Raw genomic sequence first — 19,213 nt, 5'->3', positions numbered from 1 at the left:
AGTTATTCGAGCAGGTCAGCGAGGCTGTTGGCATGGAGAACGTGGCTTTGGTGGTGGGTGCCCGCGGCGTGATCGGGACGAATCTGGTCGAGCACCTGTCCTCGCTGCCGGACTGGCGGGTGATCGGGCTGTCTCGCCGCGGCGGGATCGACGTACCCGGGCGGGTTCGGCACATCGGCGTCGATCTGCTCGATCCCGATGACACGCGTGCGCGTCTGTCCGGGCTGTCGGAGGTGACGCATGTCTTCTACGTCGCCTACCAGGACCGTCCGACCTGGGCCGAGCTGGTCGCTCCGAACCTCGCGATGCTGGTGAACGTCGTGGATGCGATCGAGCCGGTCGCACGGGGACTGCGGCACGTCAGCCTCATGCAGGGATACAAGGTGTACGGGGCACATCTCGGGCCGTTCAAGACACCGGCCCGGGAGAACGATCCGCCGCATCTGCCGCCGGAGTTCAATGTCGACCAGCAGCGGTTCCTCTCGGAACGGCAAGCCGGTAAGTCGTGGACCTGGTCAGCGCTCCGGCCGTCTGTCGTGGGTGGTGCCGCGCTGGGCAATCCGATGAACCTGGCCGTCGCGATCGCCGTGTATGCGTCGATGTCGAAGGAACTCGGCGTACCACTGCGGTTTCCTGGCAAGCCTGGTGCGTACGACGCGCTGCTCGAGCTGACCGATGCGGGATTGTTGGCGAAGGCAACGGCGTGGGCGGCAACCACGCCGGCCGCGGCGAACCAGGCGTTCAACATCACGAACGGCGATCTCTTCCGGTGGAACGAGTTGTGGCCTTCGCTGGCCGGCTGGTTCGGGCTCGAGGTGGCGCCGCCGTTGCAGTTGTCGCTGGTCGACGTCATGGCCGACAAAGAGCCGGTGTGGAAGCAGATGCAGGCGACTCATGGGCTGGCGGCGACCTCTTTCGACGAGGTGTCCTCGTGGCCGTTCGCGGACTTCGTTTTCGGGTGGGACTACGACTTCTTCGCGGACTCGTCGAAGGCGCGGCGGGCGGGATTCCACGAGTACGTCGAGACCGAGCAGATGTTCTTCCGCATCTTCGCTGACCTGCGGGCGCGGCGGATCATCCCCTGACCGTTCGGTGATGTGGCATGCTCCGGGCTGTGGCGGCGATGGGTGCGGGGCGAGTGCTCGGGACGAATCTGCGGGCGCGGCGGGACGAGCAGGGGATCTCGCTGTCCGAGCTGGCCCGCCGGTCCGGGATCGCGAAGGGGACGCTGTCGCAACTGGAGTCCGGTGCGGGGAACCCGACGATCGAGACAGTGTTCAGTCTGTCGAACGCTCTGGGTGTGCCCGTGTCGGCGCTGCTGAGCGAGTCGGCCGGGGCGGAGCTGGTCCTGGTTCGGTCCGCGGACATCGACGTACTGTCCGGTGACGCCATCGATCTGCGGATGCTGCGCCGGCTCGAGAATCCGGGTGGGTTGTTCGAGATCTACAACCAGGAGGTGCGGCCGGATGCGGTTCAGCATTCGGATGGGCATCCGGGGACCGAGCATCACATCGTCCTGACCGGGCGGCTGCGGATTACTTCGCGCGGTCGCACCGAGGAGTTGGGGCCCGGGGATTATCTGGCGTTTCGGGCTGGTGGGCCGCATGGGTACGAGGCGGTGGACGGGCCGGTGCGGTCGGTGCTGCTGCTCGAGTATCCGCCCGAGGCTTCGCCGATGATGGCTGACGGGCCACATCTGCTCCGGTAGTGGTCCCGCCGGGTTGGGTCAGCGCGACGGTCGGTTGCCGCGACGGTTGCCCGGCGCGAGGGTCGGTTGCCGCGACCGTTGGTCCGGGAGAGTGCTGGGAGAGTTCCGGTTGAGTGCATTGACCGGGCTTCGCGGTCGCGCGTACGGTGGTAATCGTTCATTTTAGCGAACGGTTGCCTTGGGAGGCCTCATGCCTGGGTCCGCGACACCTGACGTGGTCGTCGTCGGCGCGGGCATGGTCGGGGCCGCGTGCGCGGAGGCGCTGTCGGCGGCCGGGGTTCGGGTGCTGGTGATCGACCGCGACGGTCCAGCGACCGGTACGACGGCTGCCGGTGAGGGCAACGTGTTGGTCTCGGACAAGGAGCCCGGGCCCGAGTTGGAGCTGGCTCTCGCGTCACGCGCCGAGTGGGACGTCGTCCGTGGTCGGTTACCGGCTCGAGTTGCTGATGTGGAGTGGGAGGCCAAGGGCGGGGTCGTGGTGGCGACGACCAATCCCGGGCCGTTGAAGGAGTTCGCGGCGAAGCAGCAGGCGGCCGGCGTGGACGCGCGGGTGCTGACGCCGTCGGAGGTGTTCGAGCTGGAGCCTCTGATCACTCCACGCGTGTCTGTTGGCGTGCACTATCCCGACGATGCGCAGGTGCAACCGGTGCTCGCGGCAACGGCTTTGCTGGCTGCCGTTCGGTCGCGCGGCGGTGAGGTTCGGTCCGGGGTGACCGCTCTTGGGGTGCGGCAGTCTCGTGGGCGAGTAGTGGGGGTTGATACCTCAGCCGGGGATATCGCGTGCGGCGCCGTGTTGAATGCGTGCGGGCCGTGGGCCGGGGCGTTCGGCGCTGCGGCGGGCGCGCCGATCGAGGTGTTGCCGCGGCGCGGGATGATTCTGGTGACTGCGCCATTGCCGGAGTGCGTGCGACACAAGGTGTACGACGCTGATTACGTCGGCGCGGTCGGGAGTGCGGACGCCGAGCTGCAGACCTCGACCGTGGTCGAGTCGACGCGGGCTGGGACTGTCCTGATCGGATCGAGCCGGGAGCGGGTCGGCTTCGACGATTCGATCCGCGTGGCCGTCTTGCGTGAGCTCGCCCGGAAGGCCGTGGGTCTGTTTCCGTTCCTGGGTGATGTGCCGGTGATGCGCGCGTACGGCGGGTTTCGTCCGTACGCTCCGGATCACTTGCCGGTCATCGGCGCCGACCCTCGCCTACTCGGTCTGTGGCATGCGACGGGTCACGAAGGGGCCGGTATCGGTCTGGCCCCGTCCACCGGTCGGCTGGTCACCGAGTTGTTCCTCGGCCTCGTCCCGCATGTGGATCCATCGCCGTTCCGCGTCGACCGGCCTGCGGTGGTGGCCGCATGACCGCCTACCTCCGTCCGCGATCGGACGATCCCGCCGCCGTTGGTGCGCCGTCTGTTGTCGAGGTCACCGTCGACGGCCACCCCGTCACGGCCCTGGCCGGCCAGACGGTTGCCGCCGTACTGCTCGCCAACGGGCAGGACTCGTGGCGGACCACGCGTCACGCAGGCACACCCCGCGGCGTCTTCTGCGGCATCGGCGCCTGCTACGACTGCCTAGTAGTCGTCAACGGAACCCCAGACGTCCGAGCCTGCCAGCGCACGATCACCCCCAACGACACGATCACCACCCAACAAGGCGCGGTCCTCCCCAAGCCTGCAGCGCCGTCCGGACCGATCCGGCCACAGGAAGCGAAGCGCGCCCCTCAGTTGCCTAAGGCGGCTGAGGTTGTCGTGGTGGGTGCTGGGCCCGCGGGTATCGCGGCAGCGTTGGCGGCTGCGGATGAGGGCGCGTCTGTGGTGCTGATTGACAGTGGACGAGCCGTGGGTGGGCAGTTCAACCGGCAGCTGCCGGTCGAGTTCGGTGCGCAGCGGCCGGAGCGTTTACAGCACGGGTGGAAGGACTTCGCGGCGCAACGCGATCGGGTCGCGGCCCATGAGCGGATCACGCAGCTGTCCGACACCTCGGTGTGGGCGATCGAAGGCCTGCGGCTGTGGGTGCAGCGCGGCCCAGCGGATGCTGTCGGACGAGAGGTCTTCCCGATCGACGCGGGCGCGGTGGTGCTCGCTACAGGTGCGTACGATCGCGTACTTCCCTTCCCTGGTTGGGATCTACCAGGTGTCTACAGCGCCGGTGCCGCCCAGGCGCTCGCCAAAGGACAACGAATCTCGGTGGGTCGTCACGTTGTCGTCGCCGGCACCGGCCCGTTCCTGCTCCCAGTCGCAGAGTCCCTGCTCGGCGTCGGTGCCAACGTCGTCGGTCTCCTCGAAGCCAACTCCCTGCAGACGGTCGGCGCGGGCTGGTCCACCGATCCAGTAGTTGCCTCCAGCAAGTTTCGCGAGGCGGCGACGTACGGCGGACTCCTGGCCCGGCGCCGGATCCGCCTCCGCCACGGCTGGACCGTGATAGCCGCCCATGGCACCACCCACGTCGAAGCAGTCACCATCGCGCGCCTGCATTCTGACTGGCACCCGATCCCCGGCACCGAACGCCGCATCGAGGCCGACGCAGTCTGCCTAGGCTTCGGCTTCACAGGCCAACTAGAGCTAGCCGTCTCCGCCCGTTGCGACCTCACCACCGGCCCCGACGGCGGCCCAGCCGTCGCCGTCGACCCGAACCAGCAGACCACCACCCCCGGCATCTACGCCGCCGGCGAGCTCACCGGCATAGGCGGCGCCCCCCTCTCCACCGCCGAAGGTCACCTAGCCGGCCTAGCCGCCGCCCGCCACACCCGCCTCGCCGCCGGCCGCTCTGCAGACGCAGGCAACGCCCGCTTCGCCGCCGCTGGCGACGCCGACTCTGCGGACGCCGGCTCCGCGTCCCCACACCTGATCGCAGATTCGGGGGCGGTGGAGGTGGCTCGAGTGGCCGTGGCTAAGAGGCGGCGGTTCGCGGCAGCCTTGGCGAAGGCCTATCCGGTGCGGGACGGCTGGAGGAGTTGGAGTGCTGCTGACACGGTGATCTGCCGGTGCGAGGAAGTGACACGCGGAGAGATCGAGGGCGCGGTGGCTGAGCGGGGTGTGGGGGACGGACGCGGGTTGAAGCTGAGTTCGCGTGCCGGGCTTGGGCTCTGCCAGGGGCGGGTGTGTTCACGAACCGTTGCGGAGCTGGTAGGTGGCGAGCGTGACGACGTACCGAGACCGAGCTTGAAACGACCGATCGCCGTGCCTGTCCGGTTGCGGGATCTGGCTGAGGCACAGGAGGAAGAATGAGCGAGAAGCTGGACGGCGTCATCGTCGCGACCGCATTGCCGTACGCCGAGGATGCGTCGGCGCCGGCGGGATTGCGGCCGGATCTGGACAAGTACGCCGAGCATTGCCGCTGGCTCATCGACAACGGGTGTCGTGGAGTCGGGCCGAACGGTTCGCTCGGCGAGTACTCATCACTCACGGATGACGAGCGCCGCGCTGTCGCGCGGACGGCGATCGAGGCCGTCGGCGACGACGGGGTCGTGGTGGTCGGCGTGCACGGCGTCGGCGCCCATCAGGCCCGGGGTTGGGCGGAGAAGGCTGCCGAGGACGGAGCGGACGGTGTGCTGTGCCTGCCGCCGACGATGTACCGCGCCAATCGTGGCGAGGTGATCCACCACTTCACCGAGGTCGCGAAGGCCGGCCTACCGGTGATGGTCTACAACAACCCGATCGACACCAAGGTCGACCTGGCTCCGGATCTGCTCGCCGAGATCGCGCAGATCGAGAACGTGGTCGCCGTGAAGGAGTTCTCCGGTGACGTTCGCCGGATCCTCGAGATCCGCGAGGTCGCGCCCGACCTGGCCGTCATCGCCGGCGCCGACGATCTCACGCTGGAGGCGCTGCTCATGGGTGCCAGCGGCTGGTTCGCCGGATTCCCGAATGTGTTTCCGAAGGAATCGGTGCGTTTGTTCGACCTCGCCGTACAGGGCAAGCTGGATGAGGCGCGGGCGTTGTACGAGCCGCTGGTCGCCGCGTTCCGGTGGGATTCGCGCACGGAGTTCGTGCAGGCGATCAAGTACGGCATGGACTACGTCGGCCGGTACGGCGGACCGTGCCGGCCACCGCGTGGACCACTGGTTCCGGAGCACGTCGCCCAATTGGAGCAAGACATGAAGAAGGCCGTGGAGTCCCTCGGCGGTGAGGTCCAGCGATGAGGTCGATCCGGACGATCAGCGCGATCGACTCGCATACCGAGGGGATGCCGACCCGCGTCGTCACCGGCGGGGTCGGGGCCGTGCCCGGTGCGACGATGGCCGAGCGGCGCGAGTACTTCATGAAGAATCTGGACGACCTGCGGCTGTTCCTGATGAACGAGCCGCGTGGTCACGCGGCGATGAGCGGCGCCATCCTGCAACCACCGACCCGCTCCGACGCGGACTGGGGAGTGCTGTACATCGAGGTCTCGGGCTGCCTGCCGATGTGCGGGCACGGGACGATCGGAGTCGCGACCGTGCTGGTCGAGTCCGGCATGGTCGAGGTGACCGAGCCGACCACCGTGGTCCGTCTCGACACGCCGGCCGGACTGATCATCGTTGATGTTGCCGTGAGCAACGGTCGTGTCGAGCACGTGACGTTGCACAACGTTCCGTCGTACAGCCATGCGCTGGATGCGGCGGTGGAGGTGCCGGGGCTCGGCAAGGTGACGTACGACCTCGCGTACGGCGGCAATTTCTACGCGATCATGCCGTTGGAGCAGCTCGGGATCCCGTTCGACCGGGCCGAGAAGGATCGGATCCTTCGGGCCGGCCTCGACATCATGGACGCGATCAACGCGACCGATCGCCCAGTGCATCCGCTGGATCCGGGGATCAATGGCTGCAAGCATGTGCAGTTCACCGCTCCGGGCGTCGACGGCGCCGACTCACGCAATGCGATGGCGATCCATCCCGGCTGGTTCGACCGATCACCGTGTGGCACTGGTACGTCGGCCCGGATGGCCCAACTCCACGCCCGCGGCGAACTGCCCCTCAACACCGACTTCGTCAACGAGTCCTTCATAGGCACCCGCTTCACCGGCCGCCTCCTCGAAGAAACCACAGTAGGCCTCCACCCAGCAGTAGTCCCCACCATCACCGGCCGAGCCTGGATCACCGGCACAGCCAACTACCTACTAGACCCCACCGACCCCTTCCCCACCGGCTTCACCCTCTAGCCCACCGAGCCAGCCGCATACGTCTCGGTCAGGCGCCGGGGAAGGTGAGCTCGGCTGGGCTCGCGCGCCCTGAACTGCAGGCCGTCGACCGCGGCACTCCAGCTGTCGGCGTGTCTGCTAGCCGGAACCCCGCCGGATGCGGCGAGTCGACCGGCTGCGGGCCGATCAGCCACCGGATGCGTCGGACGCATCAGGTTGCTGGTGAAGCTGAGTTCGGTCGGTGGGGGGTGTGGTTAGCGGTGGAGTTTGGATTGCCAGTCGGTGGGGACGTTGCCGCCGGGGACTGGCTGGCTGGCGGGGTGGGCCTCGGGTGGGGCTAGGGACGGGCCGTCGTAGTACTCCTCCTCGACGTAGTGCCAGAACCAGTCTTCGCCCGGTTCGAAGCTGCGCACGATCGGGTGACCCGACTCGGCCGCGTGGGCCGATGCGTGCTGTGCGGGGGAGGAGTCGCAGCAGCCGATGTGGCCGCACTCGGCGCAGCGGCGGAGGTGGAACCACCAGCCGTCGGCAGCCAGGCAATCAACGCAACCGGTACCGCTCGGCGGGACCGTTGCGTCGATCCCCGGGATCCCAGAACTCTCGGTCATACCGCACATCCTTACCTGTCCACCCGCCCCGGACAAGCAACCCTCAACCAACCGCCCCGCTCGAGACACCCCGCCCTGGACGAGCAACCCAACCGCGTTCACGCCGGTCAGCTAGTCAGGAGACTCTCGGATCGATCAACCCAGCAGCCGCGGTGCGGAGAAACCGATGGTGACGGGAGCGATGCGGCCGTAAGGTTGCCGGGATGTCGACCTGGAGCACACCTGAGCGAATTGAGCCGCCGAACAATCCGATCGACGAGCGTGCGGCCCTCGACGATCGGCTCGAGTTTCAGCGGACAACCTTGCTGCTCAAGTGTGGCGGGTTGACGCCGGAGCAGTTGGCGCTGCGGTCGGTGCCGCCGTCGAGGCTTTCGCTGCTCGGCCTTGTCCGCCATCTGTCCGGGGTCGAGGCCTGGTTCCATGAGTACGACGGGAAGCCGGATCACCTGTATTTCTGGGATTACGGGCCGGGCGCCCGCGGCGACGAGGTGGACCCTTCGCGTGCCGACGACGACCTGGCGAGCTATCAAGCGAGCGTCGCCCGGTCGCGAGAGGCCGTCGCCGGGCTCAGTCTGGACGCGGTCAGCCCGGGCGAGGACTACACGCTGCGGTGGATCTACCTGCACATGATCGAGGAGTACGCCCGCCACAACGGGCACGCAGATTTCCTCCGCGAACGCATTGACGGAGCCACCGGCGAATAGCCCAGATACCCGTGGGGAGTCGGCCGGGAGGGTGCGGGGGAGTGCGTGGCGACCGGAGGTGTCGGGTGGTCGGCTAGTGCGCCTGAGTGCTGGGTGGGTGGCGCGTACAGCGTCTCGCGGGTGCACTACCTGTCGACCTGCACGCGGCGTCGTTCTGAATGGCGCGCTGCGCGACCGCAGTTGTGTGCCGACGGGTTAGTCGGACCAGGGGGAGGTTTTGATGACTTCTACGAAGTCGGTGTGGTGGAAGTTGGGGAGGAAGTGTTCTAGGACGTCGGCTTTGACGTTGCCGAAGGTGGTGGCTGGGCGGTCTTTGATGCCTTCGGTGAAGGCGGCCAGGATCTGGTTCTTGAAGTCTGGCCGTGGGTGCGCCGCGACTACGGCTGCGCGTTGGTCGTCGGTGATGGTGTCGTAGCCGATACCTAGTACGTCGAGCTCGACTCCGCGGGTGACGAGTGCTACCTCGGCGGCCATGTGCAGTGGGATCTCCGGCGTTGTGTGCAAGGCGATTCCGGTCCAGACGCGGTCGGCCGGCTCGCCGGTGATTCCGTGGTCGCTGAGGAACCGCCGGGCCTCGTCGGCGCCGTCGAGCTCGAAGCGTTGGTCGGTACGACGGAAGCGTTCGGTCAGCCCGAGATCGTGGAACATCGCGCCCACGTACAGCAGCTCCGGATCGAACTCGAGACCGTCCGCCTGCCCTCGCAGCGCCCCGAACACGAAGACCCGCCGCGAATGATCGAACACCACCGGCGTGGCCGAGTCCCGTACCAACTCAGTAGCTTCCCGAGCCAGCGCACTGTCCGGGATCCGAATCCCAGCGATCTCCTCCGCAGGTGCGCCGCGCACTGGCCCGCGGGTTGGTGGAGTGGCGAGGGCGCCATCCAACGCCGGGTCCGGGGGTTGCGAGTCGGCGGTCACTGTGGAAGTCGGGAGTCCAGCGGTCTTGCCTGACATCGGATCTGCCTTTCGGTGGGTTGGGAGGTCTGATTTCAGTGTTGCTCGGGTGGTTAGGGTGGGGTCATGTCTATCGGGACAGGTGGACCACAGATTCGGACACGGCGGGTGGGGGTTGTCGTGTTCGAGGGGGTGACGTTGCTGGATGTGAGTGGGCCGTTGGAGGTTCTGCATCAGGCGAATCGGGCCGGGCCGCGGTATGAGTTGGTGCTGGTCTCACCGGAGGGTGGGGAGGTGCGGACGGCGTCGGGCGTCACGCTGGCCGGGACGGTCCGGGCGGACGAGGTCAGGGAGCCGTTCGACACGGTTGTGGTGGCGGGGGCGGACGAGCTGGTTCGGCAGGTGTCGCCTGAGTTGTCGGGGGCGGTCGCCGTACTCGCGGAACGCGCGGAGCGGGTCGTATCGGTGTGTAGCGGGGCGTTCGTGCTCGCCGCGTTGGGGATGCTCGACGGTCGTCGGGCGACCACGCATTGGCGGCATGCGGAGGCTCTCGCGCGGCGCTATCCGAAGGTGCTCGTTGAACCGGACGCGCTGCACATCAAGGACGGCCGGTACGTCACCTCGGCCGGGATCAGCGCCGGGATCGACCTGGCGCTCGCGCTGGTTGAGGCCGACCACGGTGCCGGTGCGGCTCGGGAGGTTGCGCGTGAGTTGGTCGTGTTCATGCAGCGGCCGGGTGGGCAGTCGCAGTTCTCCACGGCGATGGCGACTCCGCCGGCTCGTAGTGATCCGCTCCGCGCGGTGACGACAGCGGTGGTTGCGGATCCGGCGGCCGATCACAGTCTGCCGGCGATGGCGGCGTCGGCCGCGGTCAGTGCTCGGCATCTGACGCGGCTGTTCCAGAGTGAGCTTCGTACGACGCCTGGCCGTTGGGTCGAGCGTGTCCGGTTGGATCGTGCGCAGCAGCTTCTCTTGGACGGGCACAGCATCACGGTGGCTGCGCGTCTCAGTGGACTGGGTAGCGATGAGACGCTGCGGCGAGCATTCGCCCGGCATTTGAGTACGACGCCGACCGAGTACCAAAGACGCTTCCGCGCAACTGCTGTCTAAAGCTGAGATAGGCCGGATGAGATCGAGTAGAGGACGAAATTTGTCCGCTACCTCGATCAGGCTAGGACCATGACACACATTCCCAGTGGTAAGTCGACGGTGACGCCGTACGTTGCGGTCAAGGGTGCCGACCGCTTCCTCGAGTTCGTCGAGCGGACGTTCGACGTGAAGACGTCGGGCCGGGCGCTGAACGCCGACGGGACGATCGGGCATGCCGAGATCACGGTCGGCAACTCGGTACTGATGGCCTTCGACGTTCCGGCGGACTGGCCGGATATGCCGAGCCTGCTCAGTGTGTATGTCGAGGACGTCGACGAGGTCTTCACTCGCGCGATCGCCGCCGGCGCAACGGTCATCACCGAGCTGGTGGATTCAAGAATCATCGGTGACCGCGTGGGCAGGGTGAAGGATCCGCTCGGCAACATCTGGTGGCTGCAGACTCACCAGCAGGAAGCAGATCCCGAGTACTTCGCCGACCCGGTCGAGTTGGGCATCATGCAGCACCTCCAGGCGACGTTCGTCGCGGAGCTGACCAGTCGGATCAAGAGCTGAGCAGCCGGATGGACTGGCCGGGGCGAAGTTGGGCGCAGGCGTCCAGGTCCGCCCCGGCGACGTACGCGATCACCGGATAGCCGCCCGTAACCGGGTGGTCGGCGAGGAAGATGACCGGCGTACCGGACGGCGGGATCTGGATCGCCCCCAGCGCCATCCCCTCACTCGCCAGCTCTCCCATCCGCGCACGCTCGAGCGGCGCCCCGTCCAGCCGTACGCCGACCCGATTGCTAGCACTGCTGACCTGATAAGCCTGCGTGACCAGCGACTCCCACCCGGCATCGGTGAACCAATCCCGTCGCGGCCCAGGAGTCACGCGTACGGCGACCAGCCCGTCGGATGGATCCGCGACCGGAGCCAGATCAACACCCGGCATCGGCCCATACGACCCGCCAACGGCAAGAGTCTGACCAGCCGCCAACGCAGCCGGCCCAAGCCCAGACAGAAGATCCGTGGAGCGCGATCCCAGCACCGCAGGTACGTCGATCCCCCCGCGAACAGCGACGTACGTCCGCAACCCCGTCCGCGGCGCCCCAAGCCGAAGCACCTCCCCAGCCTTCACCAGCGAAGGCGCATTGAGCGGTACGCCGGAACACGGCGCGCCCGTGATCGCGACCACGACATCCCCGTCGGCATGCAGAGCGAGCCCCCCAAAGGTCACCTCGATCGCAGCCGCCCCGGCCACGTTTCCGACCAACCGGTTGGATAACGCGTACGACGCGAGGTCACACGCGCCGGACGTGGGGATGCCCAGCGCCGCCTGCCCGCCCCGGCCGAGATCCTGGATCGTTGCCAACGGCCCCGATTCGAGCACGGTGAGACTGCTCATCCGCGACCCGCGTCGACGAACCGGACGCGCCGGCCCGGATGGAACAGCGCAGCCGGCTCCCGCTCCTGATCGAAGATCTTCACGTCGGTCCGCCCGATCAACTGCCAGCCGCCCGGCGATTCCCGCGGATACACGCCGCTGAACTCCCCGGCGAGCGCAACAGCTCCCGTCGGCACCTTCGTCCGCGGCGACTCCCGACGCGGAATGTCCCACGAGCCGGCCGAGGTCAGATACCCGAAGCCAGGAGCGAACCCACAGAACGCCACAGTCCACTCGTCGGCGGTGTGCCGCGCCACCACCTCCGCAACCGAGCAATCCAACAACCTAGCAACGTCCGCAAGATCCACGCCGTCGTAGATGACCGGCAGCTCGATCAGGTCGCCCGCAACCCGAGCCCCCACAGCCGGAGTCACCGAGCGCAGCGCCCGACCCAACGCCTCCAGCTCGCCCCGAGTGCTGACCATGACGGTCCGAGCTGCCGGAACGATGTCCACAACGTCCGCCGGCGGGTCGGCAACCAACGCGGTGAAGTACCCGAGCACGTCATCGAGATCGTCGAGCTCGACCAGCAGAGCATGATCGCCGGACGGCAGGATCCGCATCAAGCCGCGAACGGACGCATCTCGACGCCCGCTCCCTCCAACGCCCCGCGCACCCGGCGAGCAATCTCCACGGCGCCGGGCGTATCCCCATGCACGCAGATCGACGCAGGATGAAGCGTCAGCGACCCGCCCGCACTGTCGTGAATCGGCTCGCCGGTCGCCATCGCCGTACACCGCGCAGCGATCTCGTCCGCATCGTGCAGAACCGACCCAGCCTCGCGCCGCGAGACCAACGTCCCATCAGGCGTGTACGCGCGGTCCGCGAAAGCCTCATGAATCACCGGAAGCCCGGCCTCGGCCGCAAGCCGGAGCCAGACCGACCCAGGCAGACCGAGCACCGGCAGCGACCGGTCGTAGTCGCCAACCGCACCAACCACGGCGGCGGCCTGAGCCTCATGGTGGCCGATCGTGTTGTAGAGCGCGCCATGCGGTTTCACGTACCGCACGCGGTTGCCCGCGATCCGTGCGAACGCATCCAGCGCACCGATCTGGTAGACGACCTCATCGCGTAAAGCGGCCGGCTCGATGTCGACGAACCGCCGGCCGAACCCGGCCTTGTCGGCGTACCCCACGTGCGCCCCGATCGCGACGCCGCGCGAGACAGCCTCGCCGGTCACCCGGCGCATGATCGACGGATCGCCGGCGTGGAATCCGCACGCCACGTTGGCGCTCGTGACGACCTCCAGCAAAGCGCTGTCGTCACCCATCGCCCAGGAGCCGAATCCCTCGCCGAGATCCGCATTGAGATCCATCAACACCCCTCCAAGTTAGAACAGCCCGACAACGGATCGGACGGCCAGATACACAGTGAGCAGCCAGGCGGCTCCACCGACGATGAGCAGCCACCGCGGATACCTGTGCCCGCGCAGCAGGTCCGGACGCTGCCACGCGACCCACAGGAGTACGCCGACACCCAGCGGCAACAGCACGCCGTTGAAGGCACCCGCGAACACGAGCAGCCGGGCCGGCGCCGTACCAAGAGCCAGGTAGATCACCGTCGCGACCGCGATGAACAACACGATCAGAGCGGTCCGCGTCCCGTCCGACGTCTTGGTCCGGGACGTGACGAAGGTGACGGTCGTGTACGCCGCTCCGATCACCGAAGCGATCGCGCCGGCCCACAAGACCATGCCGAACGCCCGCAGCCCGAACTCACCCGCCGCCTGCTCGAACGCCGAAGCAGTCGGATTAGCAGGATCCAGTCGAGCACCACCCGCGACGACACCCAGTACGGCGAGGAACAGCGCGACCCGGATCACACCGGTGATCAGAACCCCGCCGATCGACGCCAGGCTGATTGCTCGGACGTGATGCGGTCCAGACACCCCGGAGTCGAGGAGCCGGTGTGGACCGGCGTACGTGAGGTAGCCGCCGATCGTGCCGCCGATAAGCGTGATGATCACGAGGAAGTTGAGGTCGGACGGCAGCGCGACGCTCCGCAACACCGCGCCGACGGGTGGATCCGAGGTGAAGGCGACGTATCCGGTCAGCAGCAGGATCACCGCGCCGAGAACGACCACCACGCGATCCAGTGCGACCCCGGCGCGGCGGGCCAGGAAGATGCCGATGGCAACGATCACCGAGAGCGCGGCGCCGAGTCGGGGGTCGAGTCCGATCATCGCCGACGTCCCGAGCCCGGTCCCGGCCACGTTGCCGACCGTGAAAGCCAGCCCACCAACGAAGAGCAGCGTGGCCATCGCCGTACCTAGACGCGGTGCGACCAGGTTGCCCAGCTCCTGAGCCCGGCGACCGGAGACGCCGACCACGCGCCAGACGTTCAACTGCACCGCAAGGTCCACGAGCACCGAGACCAGGATCGCGACGCCGAACGCCGAGCCGAGCGAGACCGTGAACAAGGTCGTCTGGGTCAGGAACCCGGGCCCGATCGCGGACGTGGCCGTCAGGAACATCGCGCCGATCAGTGTCGACCGGCGACCGGCCCGCATCGGGCTGTCGGGCGTCTTCCGGCCGGCCACCGGGGTGAGTTGGCGGGCATAGGGATTCGCCCGGCCGTAAGGATCGGTACGGCGGACCGGTTGGCGACTGGGTCGCCGGGTCGGTGGCTTGGCTCGATGCGGTCGGTTGGCGAGAGGTTGCGACGAAGAAGGCACAGTGGGCGCTCCTGATCGAGGGCGATAGCTGCCGGATGGTCTCCCAAAGCGATAAGTGACGACAGTGCGGTAGGTGACAGTGCGGTGAGTGACGAGCGATGACACGAGAGTAGGGATTGTTCAACAATCCTGCAAGAGTCTTGTTCTACTAAACTTTCGCTCAACGCCTTCGGTGCGCGATGATGCGGAGATGAGTACGGGTGAGGCCGACGCGGGCCGGCAGGCGTGGTTGCGGACAGTCGCCGCCGATGTCGCGCGCCTGGACCGGAGCAGCTCGGCCGAGCGGGCCGCTGACATCCTGCGTCGCAGCATCACCGAGGGCGCACTGCCGCCGGGCGCCCAGCTGTCCGAGGTCGAGCTGACCGAGGTGCTGGAGGTGAGCCGCAATACTCTCCGTGAGGCTTTCCGACTGCTCACCCATGAGGGGCTGCTGGTCTACAAGCTGCACCGCGGTGTCTTCGTCCCAGAGCTGGACGAGCAGGACGTGGTCGATCTGTACCGACTCCGCCGAGTGCTGGAGGTCGACGTCGTCCGCGGACTCACCGATCGTCATCCGGAGCTCCCGACTGGTCGGCTCGAGCCCTTGCAGGACGATGTCGAGGCTGCCGAGGCGGCGGCGCGCGCGGACCGCTGGCCGGCCGTCGGTACGGCGAACATGCGCTTCCATCAGCACCTGATCGGTCTGGCCGACAGTGCGCGGATGGACGCGATGACCGCACGACTCCTCGCGGAGTTGCGGCTCCTTTTCCACGTGATCGCGACCCCGCGCGAGCTGCACGAGCCGTATATCGCGCGCAACCGCGGGCTGTTCGAGCTGCTCGAGGCGCGCGCGTACGACGAGGCGGCGGCGGACCTGCACCAATACCTGCTCGACTCCGAACAGGGCATCCTCGCCGCGTTCCGCGCGCGCTGAATCGGCCCTGATCTGGAATTGATCCGATAAGGCCTTGCGTGGCCGCAGTCGGACCTGAGTTGATGAAGAGTGACAGTCAGCTGCGAAGGGGAGCTCAGCTCATGACCGACGGCCGGACCACCGAGACGCCGAAGTCGTATCGCCCGATTGACGCCAAGGGATTCCGGGAGTTCGTCTCGCGTGGTTGGGGTCCGGTGGACCGGTCGGTGTCCCTCCCGGCGGGTCTGGCCGACGCCGCCGCCGAGCACCGGCGGAAACTGGCCGCGGCGCTGCCGGGGCGTCGGATCGCGCTCGCGGCCGGCCGTGCGCCCGTGCGCTCGAACGACACGGACTACCAGTTCCGCGCCGACAGCGACTTCGTCTGGCTGACCGGATGCCAGGCGGAGGGCGCCGTACTGGTGATCTCCGGCGACGGCGAGGCGACGCTGTACCTGCGCGAGACCGCCGGGCCGGACGAGGCGGACTTCTTCGCGAACGCGCGCGACGGCGAGCTGTGGATCGGCCCGGTGCCCGGGCTGAAGGACTGGTCGGACGCGTTGCAGATCGCGTGCCGCCCGATCGAGGAGCTGCCGGCGGCCGTACGAGGCGCAGTCCCGTTCATCCTGTCCGTCCCGGGCGTCGAGCCGATGCTGGACGCCTTGGTCCAGACCTCGCCGACCGACGGGAACTCGCTGCGGCAGACGCTGGCCGAGCTGCGCCGGATCAAGGACGACTGGGAGCTGGATCAGCTGCGCGAGGCGGTCGCGGCCAGTGTGCTCGCGTTCGAGGATGTCGCCCGTGAGCTGCCCGAGGCGATTCGTGGCGGCGGCGAGCGGTGGCTGCAGGGCACCTTCGACCGGCGGGCGCGGACCGCGGGCAACGGCGTCGGGTATGCCTCGATTGTTGCCGCTGGCAACCATGCGCCGGTGCTGCACTGGGTCCGCAACGACGGCCCGGTCAACGAGGGTGACGTGATCCTGCTGGACGCGGGTGTCGAGACTCGCACGCTCTACACCGCCGATGTGACTCGGACCTTCCCCGCCACGGGCGAGTACACCGCGGCGCAGCGGCAGGTGCATGACCTGGTGCACAAGGCGCAGCTGGCATCACTCGAGGCCGTCAAGGTGGGAGCGCCGTACCGGGCCTTCCAGTACGAAGCGCTGCGGGTGCTCGCCGAAGGGCTGCGCGGCTGGGGTCTGCTCGACATTTCGCTCGACGAGTTGCTCGGGCCGGATGGGCAGCAGCACCGGCGCTACATCGTCTGCGGGACCGGGCACTACATCGGCCTCGACGTGCACGACTGCGACGCGTCCCGGCCGGAGGCGTATTTCGCCGGCGACATCGAGGCCGGGATGGCGCTCGCGGTCGAGCCGGGGCTCTACTTCCACCCGAACGACGAGACCGTGCCGCCGGAGCTACGCGGGATCGGCATCCGGATCGAGGACAACGTCGTCGTCCACGCGGATCGGCTGGAGATCCTGACCGAGGGCCTGCCGATCACCACCGACGGCCTGGAGCAGTGGACCCGGGCACAGATCCAGTCCCGGTGACCACTCGACCGCGGAAAGTAGTTCGTCACCAGCTGTAACATCCGCGCCCGCCGCTCCGATAGGTAGGGCGGGGGAGGGTCGTTCTCGGCCGGGCGCGTGGCAGTGGGGGGCCGCGGTCACGCGCCGGACCGAGGCGGCCCCGACTGGGAACCAGGGGGGACCCAGAGTCCTGGGGCACGGGGAGTAGTCATGAATCTTCGGGTGCGAGTAGTCCACTACGGCGATCAGCACTGGTACGCCGACATCGACGATGCCGACGACCCACAACCGGACGATCCGTTCTGGTACGTCGACCGGTGCCGATCCCAGCGGCAGGCCCTTGACACCGCCTGCGCCGAGCTACGCCTGCTGTCGAACCGCGTGGTCCGCGGCGATCACCTCGATCGCGTCCTCGACGTCACCGGCGTACCGGTCTGACCAGACTCCGGGGCCGACGCTTGTTGGGGGCGCCGGCTCCGGATTTCCGTTAACCCAAGGGCGGTACGGCGGGGCAGGTCGTGCCGCGCTTCGGGAGTTGGCGGGTGATCAGGTAGTTGTCGATGGTTGCCTGGATGCAAGGGCTCTTGTTGTAGCTGCCGTGGCCCCAGCCTTCGTAGGTCAGGAGACTTCCGTTGTGGGCTAGTTGGCGTGCGACGGACTGGGCGCCGTTGTAGCCCGTAGCTGGGTCGTGGATTGCGTTGGCCAGGAGGATGGGCGTCTTCAGGGTGTGGACCTTCAGGACGTGTTGCGGGTTGTTGGCCTTCGGCCCGCCTAGGCAGTTCGTGATGGCGAGCAGTTGGCCCGGGTACGGCATGTCGGGGTTGTCGCGGGCGATCTTCGCGACGATTCCGGCGTACTCGCGGTAGTCCCGCACGGCGAGGCCGAAGTCCTGGCAGAACGGCGCAAGCGTGTTGTTCATCAGCCCGGTGGGTACGGGCGCTTGTCCGGTCGGTGGGGTGCTGGTGTCGAGCGTCTTGAGCAGGTCGGCCAGCCCGCGCCACTGCGGGTCGTAGAACGTCCGGAACACTGCGAAGCTCAAGTAGAACGGCGAGATCGCGACGTTCGGCTGCCGTGGGTCCGGGATCTCGCCTTGGTCCGCTCGCTTCAGCAGGCCGGCCCAGAGCGCGCGGATGTCGCGGCCGTGCAGTGAACACTCCGTTGCCTGGTCGCACCACTTCACGAACTCGTCGAACGAGTCCTGCACCGGTCCCGCCTGCCGTGACAGGAAGTTCTGAGCACCTTGGGTGCTGTGGTCCAGCACGCTCTCCAGCACAGCCGCGCGAACCCGAGTCGGATAGGTCTCGGCGTACTGCGCGCCAAGTACCGTCCCGTACGACGTCCCGTGGAACGAGATCTGCTTCTCCCCAAGGGCCTTCCGAATCGCCTCCACGTCATGCACCGTCTGCCAGGTGTCGATGTGGTCGTACAGCGGGCCGGTGTGCGCGCGGCAGTCGGCGGCGAGCTCATGGTTGTAGCGGACGGTCGCGTCGAAGTCGGCCTGGCTCTTCATCAGCGGTGACGGCTGCTCGGCCAGTAGTGCGGCCGAGCACAGCACCGGGTTGCTGCGGGCGATCCCACGTGGGTCGAAGCTGACGATGTCGAAGCGATCCTGCAGGTCCGGGCTGAATCGGCTGATGCCGGTCTTGATCCGTTGGACTCCCGAGTCGCCGGGACCGCCAGGGCCGAAGATCAGGACTCCGACGCGTTCGCTCGGGACTTTCGCCGTACGCCGGGCGATGGCGAGGCCGAAGGTCGGTCCGGTGGGTTTGCGCCAGTCGATCGGAAGCTGCAGGGTCGCGCACTGCGAGCCCTTCACCACCTCCGGTTTGTCGTTGCCTTCGGGTGCGCAGTCGGACCACTGCACTCCCGTCGGCTTCGGTGTGGCGGCCGAGGCCGGCAGCGTCGCGACGCCGGCCGCCGTCAGGCCCAGGACCACACCCCACGCGGTGGTCCTGAGCAGTCTGTTCGATCTCATCCGGGAACTCTCCTCACGCTCGAGAAACTCCTTCGATCGTTCGGCAATCGCTTGCTCACCCACATCGGGGACGCCCCCTCGGCCAACCCCGGACACTGTTTGGGGGCCTTGCTAGGGTCGGTCGTCTGATGACTACCAAGCCTGCGGTGTGGTTCCGGACGGTGGCGATCGCCGAGGCGATCTCGTGGACCGGATTGCTGATCGGAATGCTGTTCAAGTACGTGCTGTCCGACAACGAGCTCGGGGTGAAGATCTTCGGCCCGATCCACGGCGGCATCTTCATCGCCTACGTGCTCACGGTCCTGCTCGTCCGTGGCCCGCTGAAGTGGTCCTGGCCGGTCACACTGGCCGCACTCGCGGCCAGCATTCCCCCACTGTTCACCTGGTTCTACGAGGTCTGGCTGGTCCGGACCGGCCGGATTGACGTTGGGCGGGCGTCCGCCGTACCGTCCGAGGCGTCAGTCAACTCAACAGCCGCATGAACCCGTGCGGGAGAGACCTGAGTACGACTCAGGCGCCGTAGGAGCAACTCTCCCCAAGAATCTCTCAGGCACCTTCACCGCACGGGCGAGGCATCTCTGGAGGACGA

General features: G+C 67.7%; 20 protein-coding genes and 1 riboswitch. Of the genes, 13 read left to right on the top strand and 7 right to left on the bottom strand.

The features are described from left to right. Positions 1 to 32: 32 nt before the first annotated feature. The 6 genes from ACWF4Z_RS17385 to ACWF4Z_RS17360 all read left to right on the top strand — a co-directional run bounded on the left by ACWF4Z_RS17385 (position 33) and on the right by ACWF4Z_RS17360 (position 6,839). Entirely contained in the window at positions 33 to 1,085 is a 1,053-nt protein-coding gene (locus ACWF4Z_RS17385; RefSeq protein ID WP_452244062.1) for an SDR family oxidoreductase, read from the top strand. Between the two features lie 17 nt (positions 1,086 to 1,102). Continuing rightward, on the top strand, positions 1,103 to 1,708 hold the full coding sequence (locus ACWF4Z_RS17380; RefSeq protein WP_452244061.1) for a helix-turn-helix domain-containing protein: 606 nt from the start codon (positions 1,103 to 1,105) through the stop codon (positions 1,706 to 1,708). Between the two features lie 190 nt (positions 1,709 to 1,898). Then, positions 1,899 to 3,059, top strand: coding sequence for an NAD(P)/FAD-dependent oxidoreductase (locus tag ACWF4Z_RS17375; RefSeq protein WP_452244060.1), 1,161 nt, complete (start codon positions 1,899 to 1,901; stop codon positions 3,057 to 3,059). Beyond that, complete coding sequence (locus ACWF4Z_RS17370; RefSeq protein ID WP_452244059.1) at positions 3,056 to 4,927, top strand: FAD-dependent oxidoreductase; 1,872 nt, start codon at positions 3,056 to 3,058, stop codon at positions 4,925 to 4,927. Before ACWF4Z_RS17375 ends, ACWF4Z_RS17370 begins: the two co-directional genes overlap by 4 nt. Beyond that, entirely contained in the window at positions 4,924 to 5,841 is a 918-nt protein-coding gene (locus ACWF4Z_RS17365) for a dihydrodipicolinate synthase family protein (protein ID WP_452244058.1), read from the top strand. The genes ACWF4Z_RS17370 and ACWF4Z_RS17365 overlap by 4 nt, the downstream gene beginning before the upstream one ends. Next, positions 5,838 to 6,839 (top strand): proline racemase family protein, encoded by a 1,002-nt coding sequence (locus tag ACWF4Z_RS17360; RefSeq protein ID WP_452244057.1) that lies wholly within the window; start codon positions 5,838 to 5,840, stop codon positions 6,837 to 6,839. Before ACWF4Z_RS17365 ends, ACWF4Z_RS17360 begins: the two co-directional genes overlap by 4 nt. 233 nt (positions 6,840 to 7,072) lie before the next feature. On the opposite strand, the gene ACWF4Z_RS17355 is transcribed toward ACWF4Z_RS17360, so the two are convergent. Further along, on the bottom strand, positions 7,073 to 7,426 hold the full coding sequence (locus ACWF4Z_RS17355; RefSeq protein ID WP_452244056.1) for a UBP-type zinc finger domain-containing protein: 354 nt from the start codon (positions 7,424 to 7,426) through the stop codon (positions 7,073 to 7,075). A 203-nt stretch (positions 7,427 to 7,629) separates the two neighbouring features. Here ACWF4Z_RS17355 and ACWF4Z_RS17350 point away from each other — a divergent pair, with 203 nt between their 5' ends. Then, positions 7,630 to 8,130, top strand: coding sequence for a DinB family protein (locus ACWF4Z_RS17350; protein WP_452244055.1), 501 nt, complete (start codon positions 7,630 to 7,632; stop codon positions 8,128 to 8,130). A gap of 195 nt (positions 8,131 to 8,325) precedes the next feature. Here ACWF4Z_RS17350 and ACWF4Z_RS17345 read toward each other — a convergent pair whose 3' ends face one another. Next, complete coding sequence (locus ACWF4Z_RS17345) at positions 8,326 to 9,048, bottom strand: HD domain-containing protein (protein ID WP_452244054.1); 723 nt, start codon at positions 9,046 to 9,048, stop codon at positions 8,326 to 8,328. Positions 9,049 to 9,150: 102 nt separating this feature from the next. Here ACWF4Z_RS17345 and ACWF4Z_RS17340 point away from each other — a divergent pair, with 102 nt between their 5' ends. Both ACWF4Z_RS17340 and ACWF4Z_RS17335 read left to right on the top strand, forming a co-directional pair. Further along, positions 9,151 to 10,134 carry a GlxA family transcriptional regulator gene (locus ACWF4Z_RS17340; RefSeq protein WP_452244053.1) on the top strand — a complete coding sequence of 328 codons (984 nt, stop codon included), beginning with the start codon at positions 9,151 to 9,153 and terminating at the stop codon, positions 10,132 to 10,134. Positions 10,135 to 10,203: 69 nt separating this feature from the next. Then, a complete protein-coding gene (locus ACWF4Z_RS17335) occupies positions 10,204 to 10,686 on the top strand; it encodes a VOC family protein (protein ID WP_452244052.1) in 483 nt (160 codons plus the stop codon). On the opposite strand, the gene ACWF4Z_RS17330 is transcribed toward ACWF4Z_RS17335, so the two are convergent. Genes ACWF4Z_RS17330 through ACWF4Z_RS17315 form a run of 4 tightly spaced genes read right to left on the bottom strand, consistent with a single transcriptional unit; the run spans position 10,676 to position 14,228 of the window. Beyond that, positions 10,676 to 11,515: a 5-oxoprolinase subunit C family protein gene (locus ACWF4Z_RS17330; RefSeq protein ID WP_452244051.1), complete on the bottom strand. Its 840-nt coding sequence runs from the start codon at positions 11,513 to 11,515 to the stop codon at positions 10,676 to 10,678. The genes ACWF4Z_RS17335 and ACWF4Z_RS17330 overlap by 11 nt on opposite strands. Further along, positions 11,512 to 12,117, bottom strand: coding sequence for a 5-oxoprolinase subunit B family protein (locus tag ACWF4Z_RS17325; RefSeq protein ID WP_452244151.1), 606 nt, complete (start codon positions 12,115 to 12,117; stop codon positions 11,512 to 11,514). The genes ACWF4Z_RS17330 and ACWF4Z_RS17325 overlap by 4 nt, the downstream gene beginning before the upstream one ends. Beyond that, entirely contained in the window at positions 12,117 to 12,869 is a 753-nt protein-coding gene (locus ACWF4Z_RS17320) for a LamB/YcsF family protein (RefSeq protein ID WP_452244050.1), read from the bottom strand. Before ACWF4Z_RS17320 ends, ACWF4Z_RS17325 begins: the two co-directional genes overlap by 1 nt. A 15-nt stretch (positions 12,870 to 12,884) precedes the next feature. Further along, positions 12,885 to 14,228: an NRAMP family divalent metal transporter gene (locus tag ACWF4Z_RS17315; RefSeq protein ID WP_452244049.1), complete on the bottom strand. Its 1,344-nt coding sequence runs from the start codon at positions 14,226 to 14,228 to the stop codon at positions 12,885 to 12,887. Between the two features lie 190 nt (positions 14,229 to 14,418). On the opposite strand from ACWF4Z_RS17315, the gene ACWF4Z_RS17310 reads away from it, so the two are divergent. From ACWF4Z_RS17310 to ACWF4Z_RS17300, 3 genes are all read left to right on the top strand, one after another. Beyond that, complete coding sequence (locus tag ACWF4Z_RS17310; RefSeq protein ID WP_452244048.1) at positions 14,419 to 15,141, top strand: GntR family transcriptional regulator; 723 nt, start codon at positions 14,419 to 14,421, stop codon at positions 15,139 to 15,141. Between the two features lie 101 nt (positions 15,142 to 15,242). Then, on the top strand, positions 15,243 to 16,670 hold the full coding sequence (locus ACWF4Z_RS17305; RefSeq protein ID WP_452244047.1) for an aminopeptidase P family protein: 1,428 nt from the start codon (positions 15,243 to 15,245) through the stop codon (positions 16,668 to 16,670). Between the two features lie 189 nt (positions 16,671 to 16,859). Continuing rightward, positions 16,860 to 17,087 (top strand): hypothetical protein, encoded by a 228-nt coding sequence (locus ACWF4Z_RS17300; RefSeq protein ID WP_452244046.1) that lies wholly within the window; start codon positions 16,860 to 16,862, stop codon positions 17,085 to 17,087. Between the two features lie 49 nt (positions 17,088 to 17,136). Here the strand turns inward: ACWF4Z_RS17300 and ACWF4Z_RS17295 are convergent, their stop codons facing one another. Continuing rightward, the gene (locus ACWF4Z_RS17295; protein WP_452244045.1) at positions 17,137 to 18,624 is read right to left on the bottom strand and encodes an alpha/beta fold hydrolase; all 1,488 of its coding nucleotides are present in this window, start codon (positions 18,622 to 18,624) and stop codon (positions 17,137 to 17,139) included. Between the two features lie 128 nt (positions 18,625 to 18,752). On the opposite strand from ACWF4Z_RS17295, the gene ACWF4Z_RS17290 reads away from it, so the two are divergent. Further along, the gene (locus ACWF4Z_RS17290; RefSeq protein ID WP_452244044.1) at positions 18,753 to 19,106 is read left to right on the top strand and encodes a DUF3817 domain-containing protein; all 354 of its coding nucleotides are present in this window, start codon (positions 18,753 to 18,755) and stop codon (positions 19,104 to 19,106) included. After that, positions 19,104 to 19,196: riboswitch (glycine riboswitch) on the top strand. It overlaps the preceding gene by 3 nt. Positions 19,197 to 19,213: the final 17 nt, after the last annotated feature.

It is taken from the genome of Kribbella sp. NPDC055071 (assembly GCF_053608045.1).
Note: the sequence above shows the minus strand (reverse complement) of the source record. Positions and strands in the feature narration are given on the sequence as shown.